Below are 14132 nucleotides of genomic sequence, written 5' to 3'. Positions count from 1 at the left end.
CAATACCTCTGCTTTTCTAGCGCGTCACGCCGGTCAGGACGCCGGAAACGGCCTCCCGCGGGTCGTCGCGAATGTCGGCGAGGGCCACGGGGCGAGCTGCGGGCAACAGGTCACGCACCTCCGAGGAACCGGTCGTGCCCGCGACCACGGTGAGCACGTTCCCGGCCTCGGTGAGCAGCCGCCGGATCTCGGCGCGCTCGGTGGGGGCCGATGCGCGGTCGGTCCGGTCGAGGACCAGGATCCGGGGCGCTTCGGCGAGCGCCGCGCGCACCGCCTCGGCTCCACCGGTGCCGAGGTCGACGTAGGCGACGCGTGAGCGCACCGCGGCAGCCCGAGCCGGCAGTGCCAGCCCCAGCACTTTCAGCTTGCCGCTGTCGGGCTTGACCCTGCCGGACAGGGTCAGCAGCAATGCGCTGACCGCGGACTCGTCAGTTCCGCGCACGACGTGCGTGCCCCGTGCCGCAACCGTGAAACCGACCTGCCGGAACAGCCGCTGCCCGGAGGACGGTTCGGTCAGCGACAGCCCCTCGCACGCGATCGCCGCCTCGGAGCCTGGGTGCGGCCAGTCGGCGAGCGCCAGTTCGTCGCGCAGGTTCTCGCCCTCCACGTCGAACGACGGCAACTTCCGGTCCAGGCCGCGCGGTATCCACCACGCCTTGTCGTCGAGCACGGACAGCACCGCCGGTACCAGCGTCATCCGGACGACGAACGCGTCGATGAACACGCCGACCGCCAGGCCGAATGCGATCGGTTTGAGATTCGCGTCGCCCGATGGCACGAACGCCGCGAACACCGCGAACATGATCACGGCGGCGGCGGTGACCACCTTCGCCGACGAGACGAACCCGGAGTGAATGCTGCCGCGAGCATCACCCGTGTGCACGTACTCCTCGCGCATCCGGGACACGAGGAACACCTCGTAGTCCATCGCCAGTCCGAACAGAACACCCATCAGCACGATCGGCATGAAGCTGATCACCGGACCGGTCCGGGCCACGTTGAGGAGCTCGGCCAGATACCCGTCCTGGAACACCAAGGTGATGATGCCCAGGGAGGCCCCGATGCTGAGCAGATAGCCCAATGCCGCCTTGACCGGGACCGCGATCGACCGGAACACCATCGCCAGCAGCACCAGCGACAGGCCCACCACGACGATGCCGAACGGCAGCAGCGCGTCGGCGAGTTTGTTGGAGACGTCGATGCCCACAGCGGTGAAACCGGTGACCGAGATGTCGATGCCGTACGTGTCCATGAAGTGCCCGTCCAGCGAGCGGATTCGCTCGACCAGCTCCTTCGTTTCCTCCGAATTGGGGCCGCTCTCGGGGATGACCTGGACGATTCCGGTGTCGGCGGTGGGGTTCGGGCTCGCCATCGGAACTTCCGCGACCCCGTCGAGCTGCTCGATCTCACCCTTGAGGTCGTTCATCAACCCCAGCGGATCAGTACTGGTCACGATGTTGCCGGTCACGATCAACGGGCCGTTGTGGCCTTCTCCCAGGTGCTCCGCGACAAGGTCGTAGGTGACGCGCGCCGGCTCGTCCTCGGCCAACGCACCCGCGTCCGGAAGCGCCAGCCGCAGTCCTGCGGCGGGTACCGTCGCCAGGCCGAGTACGGCCACCACGGCGACGATCGTCACCAGCGGGAACCGGGTCGCCGCGCGGACCCAGCCGCTGAAGAAGCGGTCGCCCTTCGGCGTGCTCCGCTGATCCGCTCGCCTGCGCCGACCGCCCGGCCGCAAGCGTGTCCCGCCGAAGCCCAGCAGTGCGGGGACCAGCGTGAGCGAGACGACCACGGCGATACCGACGGCGACAGCGGCGGCGACACCCATCGTGGTGAGGAACGGGATTCCCGCGACACCGAGTCCGACCAGCGCGATCATGACGGTGAGCCCGGCGAAGATCACCGCTGAGCCCGCTGTGGCGACCGAGCGGGCCGCCGCCTCCTGCGGGTCCGCGCCACCGGCGAGTTCCTGCTGGTGTCGGGAGATGATGAACAGGGCGTAGTCGATGCCCACCGCCAGGCCGAGCATCAGAGCGAGCAGTGGTGTCGTGGCCATGACCGGGGCGACGGCCGTCGCCAGGAAGATCAGCGTGGTCGACACACCGACCCCGATCAGGGCATTCAGCAGTGGCATCCCGGCGGCCAGGAAGGACCCGAGGGTCACGGTCAGGACGATGACGGCGAAGACGAGCCCCAGTACTTCGACGAGGCTCGCTCCGGGCATGCTCTGGCTGTAGAGCGGGCCGCCGTGGGATACCTGTGAGTTTTCCGGCAGCCGGTCGTCGAGGGATTGGGCGATGCCCGCGATCCGGTCCTTGGTGGCCTGGTCGACTGTGGACACCTGCTCGGTGAGCTGCACGGCGATCAGCGCGGCCGAGTCGTCATCGCTGACCGTCCCGCCGAGCTCCTCGTTGTACGGGGAGATCACCGAGGCCACCGGCTCCAGGGCGGCGAGCTCGTCGACGGTCTCGCGCACCGGTTCCTCGACCGCGGGATCGCGGACCCCGTTCTCTCCGGGGGAGGTCACGATGATCTGGCCGGAAGCGCCGCTGGTCTGGGGGAAGGTGACACTGAGCCGGTCGAGGGCTTCCTGCGACTCCGTCCCGGGGATGGACACGGTGTTGTCCAGGCCCTGGTTGAGCGCCAGTGCGGCGCCGCCCGCGACGAGCAGCACGAGTATCCAGATCGTCAGGACGGTCTTTCGGGCGGCGTACGCCACCCGACCGAGTGAGTAAAGGAACGAGGACACACCACACTCCTGTCGCCGGAACGGGGGAAGTGGATACGACCCTGTATCCGATACGAGAACGTATCTGATACAGATGTGTATCCGATACGGGGGTGTATTCGCCCTATGATGGTGCGGTGGAACCGCCGATGACGGCGGTCAGTCACACGGCCGTCCACGAGCCGCGAGGAAGGAAGGCATGGTGGCAGCGATCAAGGGCGACCCCGCAGCCCCGGGTGATACCCGAACGGTGCCCGACGCGCCGGAACAAGACGGCGGTGCACGCGAAACCGCTCGGCGAACCAAGACCCGCGAGCGGCTCATGGACTCCGCATACCGGCTGTTCTCCGAACACGGCATCAACGGCACCTCGATCGAGGCGATCGCCGACGACGCCGGATTCACCCGCGGCGCCTTCTACTCCAACTTCGGAAGCAAGATCGAGCTGTTCTTCGCCCTGACCGAGCGGGAGAACCAGACCCGCCTGGACACGCTGCGCGACCACTTCGCCCGCATCGTGAAGTCGCTCGAATGCGTCGACGGCGAACCGGGCGAGGACCTCATCGAAGAGGTGATCGCCGACATCCTCCGCTCGCAGACCGGCACCCGGCAGTGGTGCCTGATGCTCAGCGAATTCCGGCTGCTGGCCATGCGCGACCCCGCAGTCGCACCCCGGTTCCTCGACAACACCCGCGTGTTCCAACGCCAGCTCGCCGACATACTGGAAACCGCGGCCCGATCGGTCGGCCTGCGCTTCGTCATCGATCCGGTGCACATGACGCAGCTGCTGACCGACCAGTACGAAGCAGCCATGCAGGAGGCAATCCTCGCCGGTGCGGAAGATTCCGAACTGACCACCCGAGAGACCGTCATGCACACGTTGCCCGCGTTGGTGCGTAACCTCACCGAACTGACCGGCTCCGAGAGGACCGAGCGCTGAGAACGCGGGGTTCGCCTCAACGCTGTGCCGAACTCCCACGTGCTGCGGTGGGGAACAAGCCGTCCGGTAGCCGAGCCCGACCCTCCCGCGCACCGTGCGAAACGGGAGAACCAGGCCGGTCGTTACCGATCGTGAACGCTCACTCGTCGTCGGCGTCGTCGCGGGCCATGAAGGTCGCCAACCGCTCGGCGGCGTCCTCGAACTGCGGGTTGAGGTCGACGAAAACTCGCATCCGGTCGGCGACCCACGCCAGGGTCACCTCCTCGTCGCCACGACGCTCTTCGAGCTCCTCGATGCCACGGTCGGTGAAGTACACCGCATCCTCCTCATTGTTCCGGCCACTTCGCCTCCCGACGAACCGCGCGGTCGCCGAGGGCACGCTGCTGCGCAGAACTGTAAGACAGCGTCCGCCGCGAAGGAACGCCGCTGTCACCCCGCGGCAGCCAACCGCGTGCCCCCGGCGTCCCCAGAGGTGACAGCAAGGGAACTTTTCTTCCACATGTGACAGAAAGGTTCCCTTGCTCGCACCGCGATGCGCCCGTGGGAACGACGAAGGCCGCCGGCTCCTGAAGGAACCGGCGGCCTCGTTCGCTGTTGTGAATCAGGCGAAGGCGCCCTGCACGACCTCGGCCTGCTCCACATCGTGAACGGTCTTGAGACCGGTCGCCGGGGCGGCCATGGCCCGCCGCGAAACGCGCGTGATGCCGGTGAGCCGCTCGGGGAACAACTCCGGCAGCGACAGACCCAAGAACGGCCAAGCACCCTGGTTGGCCGGTTCCTCCTGCACCCAGCGCACGTCGTTCGCGTTCGGGTAGCGCTCCAGCAACCGGCCCAGCTTGCGGTGGGGCAGCGGGTACAGCTGCTCCAACCGCACGACCGCGGTGTCGTCGTGACCCTGCTTCTGCTTCTCGTCGGCCAGCTCGTAGTAGAGCTTGCCGGTGCACAGCACGATCCGGCGAACCGACTCGGGATCCGGCTGCGACGGGTCGTCGATCACAGAACAGAACTTGCCCTGGGTGAAGTCCTCCACCGGGCTGGTGGCGGCCTTCATCCGCAGCATCGACTTCGGCGTGAACACCACCAGCGGACGGTGGATGCCATCCAACGCATGCCTGCGCAGCAGGTGGAAGTAGTTCGCCGGTGTCGACGGCATCGAGACCGTCATCGACCCCTCGGCGCACAGCTGCAGCCACCGCTCGATGCGGGCGGAGCTGTGGTCCGGGCCCTGGCCCTCGTGGCCGTGCGGCAACAGAGCCACCACATCGGAACGCTGGCCCCACTTGGCCTCACCGGCCGAGATGAACTCGTCGATGATCGACTGCGCGCCGTTGAAGAAGTCGCCGAACTGCGCCTCCCACACGACCATGGCGTTCGGATTGGCCACCGAATAGCCGTACTCGAAGCCCAGCGCGGCGAATTCGGACAGAGCCGAGTCGTACGCGAGGAACTTGGCCTGGTCATCCGAGAGGTTCTGCAGCGGCGTGTATTCCGAACCGGTCTTGCGGTCGATCAGTACCGAGTGCCGCTGACCGAACGTGCCACGCCGGGTGTCCTGCCCGGTCAACCGGATCGTGCGCCCGTCCATAGCCAGCGAACCGAACGCCAGCAGCTCACCGAACGCCCAGTCGATACCGCCCTCGTCGGCCATCTTCGCGCGGCGCTCCAGCACCGGCTTGATCCGCGAGTGCGGCGTGAAACCGTCCGGCAGCGTCAGGTGCGAGTCGGCGATCCGTTTGACCACCTCGTGCGGAACCGCGGTCACCAGTTTCACCGGGATGGCCTGTTCCGCCTCCACCGACGGGCTCGGCTCCGGCGGGTGCTTCTCCAGCTCGCGGACCTCGTTGAACACGTGCTCCAACTGGCTCGCGTAATCCTTGAGCGCCTTCTCCGCTTCCTCGACCGTGATGTCACCGCGCCCGATCAAGGACTCCGTGTAGGTCTTGCGGACGCTGCGCATCTTGTCGATCGCGTCGTACATCGTCGGCTGGGTCATCGACGGGTCGTCGCCCTCGTTGTGGCCACGGCGCCGGTAGCAGACCATGTCGATCACGACGTCCTTGCCGAACGTTTGCCGGTACTCGACGGCCAGCTTGGCCACCCAGACGCAAGCCTCCGGGTCGTCGCCGTTGACGTGGAAGACCGGCGAACCGATCATCTTCGCCACGTCGGTCGAGTACTTGCTCGAGCGCGAGTGCTCGGGAGCGGTGGTGTAGCCGACCTGGTTGTTCACGATGACGTGCACCGTGCCGCCGGTGCGGTAACCGCGCAGCAACGAGAGATTCAGCGTCTCGGCCACCACGCCCTGACCGGCGAACGCGGCATCACCGTGCAGCAGCACCGGCAGAACGGTGAAGCCTTCCTGGCCCTTGTCCAGAATGTCCTGCTTGGCGCGGACGATGCCTTCCAGTACCGGGTCCACGGCTTCCAGGTGCGACGGGTTCGAAGTCAGCGACACCTTGGTCTCGCCATCGCCGAACATCCGGAAGTACTTGCCCTCGGCGCCGAGGTGGTACTTCACGTCACCCGAGCCGTGCGCCTGCCCCGGATCGAGGTTGCCCTCGAACTCGCGGAAGATCTGCGCGATCGGCTTGCCGACGATGTTGGCCAGCACGTTGAGCCGGCCGCGGTGCGGCATGCCGACGACTACCTCGTCGAGCTCGACCGACGCCGACGAGTCCAGCACCGCGTCCAGCAGCGGCACGACCGTCTCCGCGCCCTCCAGCGAGAACCGCTTCTGGCCGACGTACTTGGTCTGCAGGAACGTCTCGAAGGCCTCGGCTGCGTTGAGCTTCGACAGGATGTACTTCTGCTCGGACTGTTCCGGCTTGGTGTGCGGCCGCTCGACCCTCTTCTGTAGCCACTCCCGCTCGTCGGGTTCGAGGATGTGCATGTACTCGACGCCCATCGTGCGGCAGTACGAGTCACGCAGCACACCCAGCACGTCGCGCAGCTTCATGTGTTCCTGGCCGGCGAAACCGCCGACGGCGAACTCCCGGTCCAGGTCCCACAGGGTCAGGCTGTGCGAGAGGACGTCGAGGTCCTCGTGCTTGCGCTGCCGGTAGTTCAGCGGGTCGATGTCGGCCATGAGGTGGCCGCGAGTGCGGTAGGCGTCGATGAGCTCCAGCACCCGGGCGGTCTTGTCGACCGCGCCCTCGGGGATGTCCTGCGTCCAGCGGACCGGCTCGTACGGAATCCGGAGCGACGTGAAGATGTCGTCGAAGAACCCGTCTTCGCCCAGCAGGAGCTCGTGGACCTTGCGCAGGAAGTCACCGGATTCGGCGCCCTGGATGACCCGGTGATCGTAGGTGGAGGTCAGCGTCACGATCTTGCTGATCCCCATGTCGACCAGGGCCTTCTCGCTCGCGCCCTGGAACTCCGCCGGGTAGTCCATCGCCCCGACGCCGATGATCGCGCTCTGACCGGCGGTCAACCGCGGCACCGAGTGGTTGGTGCCGCTGGGACCGGGGTTGGTCAGCGAGATGGTGGTGCCTGCGAAGTCATCCGCCGTCAGCGCGTTGTTGCGCGCCTTGCGGATGATGTCCTCGTACGCCTGCCAGAACTGCTGGAACGTCATGTCCTCGCAGCTCTTGATGGAGGCGACCACCAGGTTCCGCGCCCCGTCCTTGCCCGGGAGGTCGATGGCCAACCCGAGGTTGACGTGCTCCGGGGTGACGACCGCGGGCTTGCCCTTGGCGTCCTCACCGTAGTGGCGGTTCATGCCGGGGAAGTCCCGCAGCGCACGGACCAGCGCATAGCCGATCAAGTGCGTGAAGGAGATCTTCCCGCCCTTGTTCCGCTTCAGGTGGTTGTTGATGACGATGCGGTTGTCGAACAGCAACTTGGCCGGCACCGCGCGCACACTGGTCGCGGTGGGGACACTCAGCGACTGCTCCATGTTCTTCGCGATCGCCGCTGCGGGGCCACGTAGGGCCTTGGCCTCCTCACCCGGCCCTGCCTGCTTGACCGGCGAGGCTTTCGCGGCCTCCTGCGGAGAGGGCTTCGCCTTCGATTCGGTTCCCGACTTGCTCGGCGCAGAGGCGTTACGGACCTGTCCGTTGCTCTCGCTCGTGCGGGCAGTGGCGGCCGTCGCGGTGGGAGCTGCTGCTGCTGCAGCAGCGGGCTTGTCAGTGGCTGCCTGGCCCGGCTTGTAGTCGGCGAAAAATTCGTGCCACGCCGAGTCTACGGAAGTAGGATCTTGGAGATAGTGCTCGTACATCTCCTCGATCAACCACTCGTTGGGGCCGAACTGTGACGCAGGGCTGCTGCTGGACACGGTTGGCGTTCGCCTCGATCCATCTGCTCGTAATTTTCAGACATGCTCACCTCCCAGGCTAACTTCTTGCCGGTCGGCTGACGCAGACACCAGGGACGTACGACACACCAGTTAGTTCACAAAATCGATCAGGATACGCCGAAAATCGAGAATTTTCCCTCGATCGCCTCCTGTGAACTTGGCCTACTGTTCGGTAACATTAGTGCTTTTTTGGTGCTGCGAGCTGCCTGCCTTGTCCAGCCGCATATCGCCCGGGACCGCCGAGCGCGTTTCACCCCCGCCAGCCCCGCGTCCCATCGCCGACCAGCGGAATCACCGAACGGACATTGCCGGTCACCACGGGTGACAGGACGGTCACAGTCCCGCGGCGGAAGCACCATCCACCGGCGCATCCGACACCCGCCACGACCTCGCGTAGTGACCACCGGCGGCGAGCAGTTCCGAATGCGTGCCCTCCTCCACGATCCGACCGTCCTCGACCACCACGATGCGATCCGCCCGGGAGGCCGTCGCCAATCGATGCGCCACCACGAACGTCGTGCGCTCGGTCGCCACCCGCTCGCCCGCGGTCACCACCATCGACTCCGTCGCCGGATCCAGCGCCGCCGTCGCCTCATCCAGCAGCAACAGATCGGGCTCGACCAGTTCCGCACGCGCCAACGCCACCAACTGCCGCTGCCCGGCGGACAGCCCACGCCCGCGCTCACCCACGTCCTGGCGGAACCCATCCGGCAACATCGTGATCATCGGCAAGGCGCCCACATCACCCGCGGCCGCCTCGATCTCCGCACGCGTGGCATCCGGGCGGCCGTAAGCGATGTTGCCCGCGACATCACCCGCGAACAGGAACCCCTCCTGCGGCACCACCGCGAGCCGGTGATGGAAGTCCTCCAGCGGATAGTGGCGCACATCCACCCCATCGACGAGCACCTCGCCCTCCGTGGCGTCGTAGAACCGCGCCAGCAGCTTCACCAGCGTCGACTTGCCCGCACCCGTGGCCCCCACCAAAGCCACCGTCTCCCCGGGGCAGGCCCGCATCGACACATCCCGCAGCGCGAACCGTTCGGTGCCCGGATAGCGGAACGAGACGTTCCGCAACTCGACCTCACCCTTGAAGTGATCCGGAACCGCTACCGGATCGGAAGTCTCCGGGACCGACGTGGGCGTGCGCAGCAAATCACCGATCCGCCGCAAGCCGACCCTGGCCTGCTGATAGCTGTCGAACACGCCGGACAACTGCTGCACCGGTGAGAAGAACAAACCCAGATACAACAGGAAGGCCACCAGCACGCCGGGCGTCAGCGTCCCGCCCGCCACCCGGGCCGCACCCACACCCAGCACCATGGCCTGCGCGAACTCCGACAGGAACGTCACGAACGGAAAATACGTGGCGATGTAGCGCTGCGCCCGCAGGCGCGAACGTCGATACGCGTCACTGCGCTGCGCGAACATCCGCGCCGTGTGCCGCTCCCTGCGGTGCGCCTGCGCAATCCGAAGCCCCGACACGTTCTCCTGCATGTCGGCGTTGACGGTGCTCACCCGCTCGCGCGCTTCCGCATAAGCCGTCACCGACACCCGCCGGAACAGCACGGTGGCCACCACCAGCACCGGCAACACGGTCAACGCCACCAGCGCCAACGACAGATCAGTGACCAACAACGCACCCGCGATCCCGAAGATGGTCAGCACGCTCACCACAGCCGTGGCCAACCCCGTCTGCAGGAACGACGAGAGCGCATCCACATCCGTCGTCATCCGGGTCATGATCCGGCCCGCCAGCTCGCGCTCGTAGTAATCCAAGCCCAACCGCTGCAAGTGCGCGAAACTGCGCAACCTCAACACGTACAGCAACGTCTCGCCCGTACGAGCCGTCACCACCGTCTGCAACCGGATCAACAACCAGCCACCGCCGACGATCGCAGCGCCTGCCGCCGTCACCGCCAGCAACGCCGTCGAACTGCCATCGCCGACACCACCATCGACGCCGAACCGCACCAGCGACGGCAACGCGATCGACGTGAGCGCATCACCGGTGACCAGCAGCACCGTCAGAACCAGGCCCCACCTGATCGGCCGGAACAACCCCGCCAACCGAAACCGCGGATCCGGCGCCGTCGCATCGAACTCGTGGAGCGACGGGCGATCCTCGGCAGCCGGCAACCGCCGAAGTCCCTCGACCAGCTCCTGCGTGGGCGGTTCGGCGCCCGCACCCCGCACGACCTCCGCTTCGGCACCCGAAACATCCCCGGGCCACAGCTCCGGAGTCGTGCCACCTGCCTCCTCGGAACCAGGCCGGGCACGGTCGATCGACTCGCCGGAACCAGCCAGCAACGAACGGAACAGCACGCACCGGTCCTCGAGTTCCTCCTGCGTGCCGCAGTCGACCACCCGGCCCTCGTCGAGCACCGCGATCCGATCCGCCAACCCCAACGTCGATCGCCGATGCGCGATCAACAACGTCGTGCGCTGCTCGGTGACCGAATCCAGTGTGTCGTGAATAGCCGCTTCCGTCGTCGGATCCACCGCCGACGTCGCATCGTCCAGCACCAGGACCCGCGGATCCGACAGCAAAGCCCGAGCCAACGCCACCCGCTGTCGCTGCCCACCGGACAAGGTCAACCCACGCTCGCCGACGAGCGTGTCGTAACCATCCGGCAGAGCCTCGATGAACTCGTGCGCCTCGGCGGCGCGCGCGGCCCAGGCCACCTCCTCCTCCGACGCCTCCGGACGCCCGTACGCGATATTGCCCCGAATCGTGTCCGAGAACAGGAACGCCTCCTCGAACACCACCCCCACGGCCGCGCGCAGCGAATCGAGCCGAAGATCGCGGACGTCATGCACCGCATCGGGCGGTCCGATCCGGATCCCGCCCTCCTGCACGTCGTAGAAGCGGGGGAGTAGCAGCGACACCGTCGACTTCCCCGAACCGGCGGACCCCACCAGCGCGAGCGTCTCGCCCGAACGCACCCGCAGCGACAGTCCCCGCAACACCGGCTGGTCACGGGTGTAACCGAACCCGACCTCGTCGAGCTCCACCTCCAGCGGGCCCTCGGGAAGATCCACCGCACCAGGCTCGTCCCGCACATCCGGGCGGGAATCGATCAGATCGTTGATGCGCTCCACCCCCGCGCGGGCGAGCTGCGCCTGGATCATCACGCTGGCCAGCATCCGAGCCGGTCCCGCCAGCATCGCCATGTAGCCGGTGAACGCCGCGAACGTCCCCAGCGTCACCTGGCCCTGCATGGCCATCCAGCCACCCAAGCCGAGCACACCCACCTGGCCGGCCGAAGGCAACGCCGTCAGACTCGCCGACGGCGTCGCCGTCATCCGCGCGGCGCGCAACCGGGCGGCGAACAGCCGTCGAGCGCCCTTCTCGAGCCGCGCGACCTCCCTGGCCTCCTGGCCGAAGCCCTTGACCACCCGAACACCGGTGACCGTTTCCTCTACCTGCTGCGCGACGTCCGCTGCCCGCTGCTGGGCGGACCAGGTCGCCGGGAACAGCTTCTTCTTGCTCTGCGCGCTCACCACCGCGATCAGCGGCGTCACCACCAGCGATACGACCGTGAGCAGCGGCGAAAGCCACAGCATCGCCACCAGGGCGAAAACGGCCAACACCAGCATGCCCACCGCCATCGGCAGCATCGAAAGCAACGTGTTGACCAGCTGCAAATCGCTGATCGACCGCGAAACCACCTGGCCCGTGCGTAGCGCATCCTGCTTGCCACCGTCCAAGCGCTGCACCGAGGCGAACACCGCGCGCCGCAGATCGTGCTGCACGTCCAACGCCAGTCGCCCCGCCGAATAGCGGCGGACGAACGACGCGCCGAACCGGAACAGGCCCAGTGCGATCAGCGTCGCGACGATCCACCAGAGCCGGTCGGTGCTGCCCGCGATGGCGTCGTCCAGCGCCAGCTTCGTCAGCAGAGGGACGAGAGCTTCCAACCCCATCGCGGCGACCGACGCTCCCAACGCCAGCACCACGGCCGTCGGGTGTCGCCAGCAGGCGGCGGAAAGCCGACGGATCCAGCCGCCGGCCGCGGGAGCGGGATTGGCGGCATCGGTCACCACGCCAGGTTAGGACGTGGCACCGACGCCGTGGCGCTGAACGAGGCGGGGTGAGCAAGGGAACATTCCACGCAGATGTGACAGAAAGGTTCCCTTGCTGCATCCCCGAACCTGCTCAGGTGATGTCGCGCTGCCTGCTCATCCACCAACCACCCGCGAGGAACGCGAGCGTGTAGCCGATGAAGGTCAGCAGGCTGAGCCACCAAGGGTGGCCGTAGGTGCCGCCGAACAGAAAGTGCAGGAACTCGAAGATCTCCTGCGGGACGAACTGCTCGCGCGCACCCGCGATCGCCGAGATGAACACGGGAACGGCGACGTTGCCGACGATGCCGTTGCCTGCGGCCGCAGGCAGGTAGGCGGTGAAGTCGGTGGTTTCGGATCCCATCAGGAAGAGCGTGACGGCGAACTCGAACACGAACTTGTAGATCAACAACGTCATGATCACGAGCACCGAGTTGGTCACGAGCGTGCCGAGCCCGACTCCGAGCAGCGTCCACAGCACCATCGCCAACAACCCGGCCGCGCCGACCGCGAACCAGTCAGCCGGATCGCCGAATCCGTCGAAGCCCGCACCGACGAGGCCACCGAGGCTCGAGCAGAGCACGTTGACCAGCCCGTAGAGCAGTCCCATGCCCATGTAAGTGATCAACTTCGCCGTCAGTACAGCGCCACGAGGGGTAGCGGTCAGATAAGTCGTGGTGATGCTCTTGTGCCGGTGCTCACCTGCCACCGCCAGTGCACCGAACAAGGCGGCGAAGACCGTGCTGAAGTTCGTCGACATCGACACCGTCAACAAGCCCAGCGGCAGCGGTCGGCCGAGCTGCTGTTCCAACTCGCTGATCGTGCCGAACCCGGTGCCGAGCCACCCGGCGCCGAAGCTCAGCACCGCCACCGGAATCAGCAGCGCCCACCACAAGTTGATCGTGAAAATCTTGCGGAACTCTGCTCTGACCAGCCCGACCATCAGGCCCTACCTCCCGAACCACCGTTGCTGCCCTGCTCATACCAACCCGGGTTCGAACCGCTTGGCGGCTGTTGAGTCCCCGGCTGGGAGTCCAGCGGCGCCCACTGGCCGGAATCGTGCTGGGCGGCCACCTCCCCGCTACCCGCGAGCGCGCTACCCGCGTACTGACCGCTGGTCAGCTGGAAGAACAACTGCTCCAGGTCGACCTGGTCCTCGTGCATGCCGTAGAGCGCCACGCCGGCCTGCAGTGCCAGATCAGCGACCGTCCGGGTGTCCGAACCGGTCACGGCCAGCCTGCCGTCCGGGAGGTACTCGACCTCCAGACCCGAACGATGCAGGGTCTCCACCAACCGATTGGGATCAGCCGCTTGCACCACCACCCGCGAACGCTGCGCAGCACGCAGCTCGTCCAGGTGACCGTGGTACATGCACTGGCCCTGGCTGACGATCACCACCTGGTCCACCGTGTGCTCCATCTCCCGCAGCAGATGGCTGGAGACCAGCACGGTCCGTCCGGTGGCCGCGAAGGAACGCAAGAAGCTGCGCAGCCACGCGATGCCTTCCGGATCGAGACCGTTCGCGGGTTCGTCCAGAACCAGGATCTGCGGATCCCCCAGCAGCGCCGTCGCCAGCGCCAGACGTTGCCGCATACCCAGCGAGAAACCGGCGGTCTTCCGGGTGGCCGCACTCGACAACCCCACCAGCTCGAGCACCCTGTCCGCCTGCTCGTCCGGCACGTTCATGGCCGCCGCGTAGCAGCGCAGGTGACCGCGCGCGGTGCGCCCTGGGTGGAAGCTCTGTGCCTCGAGCACCGCCCCGACCGTGGTGGCCGGATTGGGCAACGCGTCGAACGGCAACCCGTTGATCGTCGCGGTACCCGAAGTGGGCTTGACCAGGCCCAGGAGCATGCGCAGCGTGGTCGTCTTGCCCGAGCCGTTCGGACCGAGGAATCCGGTCACCGACCCGGGCTGAACCAGGAAACTCAGATTCTGAACCGCATGAACCGGCCCGAAGTGCTTCGTGAGGTTCTGCACAATGATTCGGCCGCTGCCGTCGTGCACGCGCTCCTCCATCGTCGCAAGGTGTTGCACGGCGTCGCCGCGGGCAAGGACCGCGCGGACCGCCACCGAGGCTGCAACCATCCTGCCTCATCGCCAGCAAG

General features: G+C 66.9%; 7 protein-coding genes. 1 reads left to right on the top strand and 6 read right to left on the bottom strand.

The window, feature by feature from the left end; translation table 11 throughout:
• Positions 1-16: 16 nt before the first annotated feature.
• Entirely contained in the window at positions 17-2749 is a 2733-nt protein-coding gene (locus tag ACYVAN_RS02540; protein ID WP_460955145.1) for an efflux RND transporter permease subunit, read from the bottom strand.
• Positions 2750-2927: 178 nt separating this feature from the next.
• Between ACYVAN_RS02540 and ACYVAN_RS02535 the strand changes: the two genes are divergently transcribed.
• Positions 2928-3668, top strand: coding sequence for a TetR/AcrR family transcriptional regulator (locus ACYVAN_RS02535; protein WP_460955143.1), 741 nt, complete (start codon positions 2928-2930; stop codon positions 3666-3668).
• 139 nt (positions 3669-3807) lie between these two features.
• Here the strand turns inward: ACYVAN_RS02535 and ACYVAN_RS02530 are convergent, their stop codons facing one another.
• The 5 genes from ACYVAN_RS02530 to ACYVAN_RS02510 form a co-directional block, all read right to left on the bottom strand.
• Positions 3808-3984 carry a DUF6104 family protein gene (locus ACYVAN_RS02530; protein ID WP_460955141.1) on the bottom strand — a complete coding sequence of 59 codons (177 nt, stop codon included), beginning with the start codon at positions 3982-3984 and terminating at the stop codon, positions 3808-3810.
• Positions 3985-4269: 285 nt separating this feature from the next.
• The gene (locus ACYVAN_RS02525; protein WP_460955139.1) at positions 4270-7941 is read right to left on the bottom strand and encodes a multifunctional oxoglutarate decarboxylase/oxoglutarate dehydrogenase thiamine pyrophosphate-binding subunit/dihydrolipoyllysine-residue succinyltransferase subunit; all 3672 of its coding nucleotides are present in this window, start codon (positions 7939-7941) and stop codon (positions 4270-4272) included.
• Between the two features lie 354 nt (positions 7942-8295).
• Complete coding sequence (locus ACYVAN_RS02520; protein WP_460955137.1) at positions 8296-12006, bottom strand: ABC transporter ATP-binding protein; 3711 nt, start codon at positions 12004-12006, stop codon at positions 8296-8298.
• A gap of 115 nt (positions 12007-12121) precedes the next feature.
• A complete protein-coding gene (locus tag ACYVAN_RS02515; RefSeq protein ID WP_460955135.1) occupies positions 12122-12970 on the bottom strand; it encodes an ABC transporter permease in 849 nt (282 codons plus the stop codon).
• Positions 12970-14112 (bottom strand): ABC transporter ATP-binding protein, encoded by a 1143-nt coding sequence (locus ACYVAN_RS02510; RefSeq protein ID WP_460955133.1) that lies wholly within the window; start codon positions 14110-14112, stop codon positions 12970-12972. Before ACYVAN_RS02510 ends, ACYVAN_RS02515 begins: the two co-directional genes overlap by 1 nt.
• Positions 14113-14132: the final 20 nt, after the last annotated feature.

This window comes from Parasphingorhabdus pacifica (assembly GCF_054779195.1).
The sequence above is the reverse complement of the archived record's forward strand: the minus strand, read 5'-3'. Positions and strand labels throughout refer to the sequence as shown.

Coding starts and splice junctions, on each gene's coding strand:
- ACYVAN_RS02515 (WP_460955135.1), bottom strand. CDS start 12,970: ATGGTCGGGCTGGTCAGAGCAGAGTTCCGCAAGATTTTCACGATCAAC.
- ACYVAN_RS02535 (WP_460955143.1), top strand. CDS start 2,928: ATGGTGGCAGCGATCAAGGGCGACCCCGCAGCCCCGGGTGATACCCGA.
- ACYVAN_RS02510 (WP_460955133.1), bottom strand. CDS start 14,112: ATGGTTGCAGCCTCGGTGGCGGTCCGCGCGGTCCTTGCCCGCGGCGAC.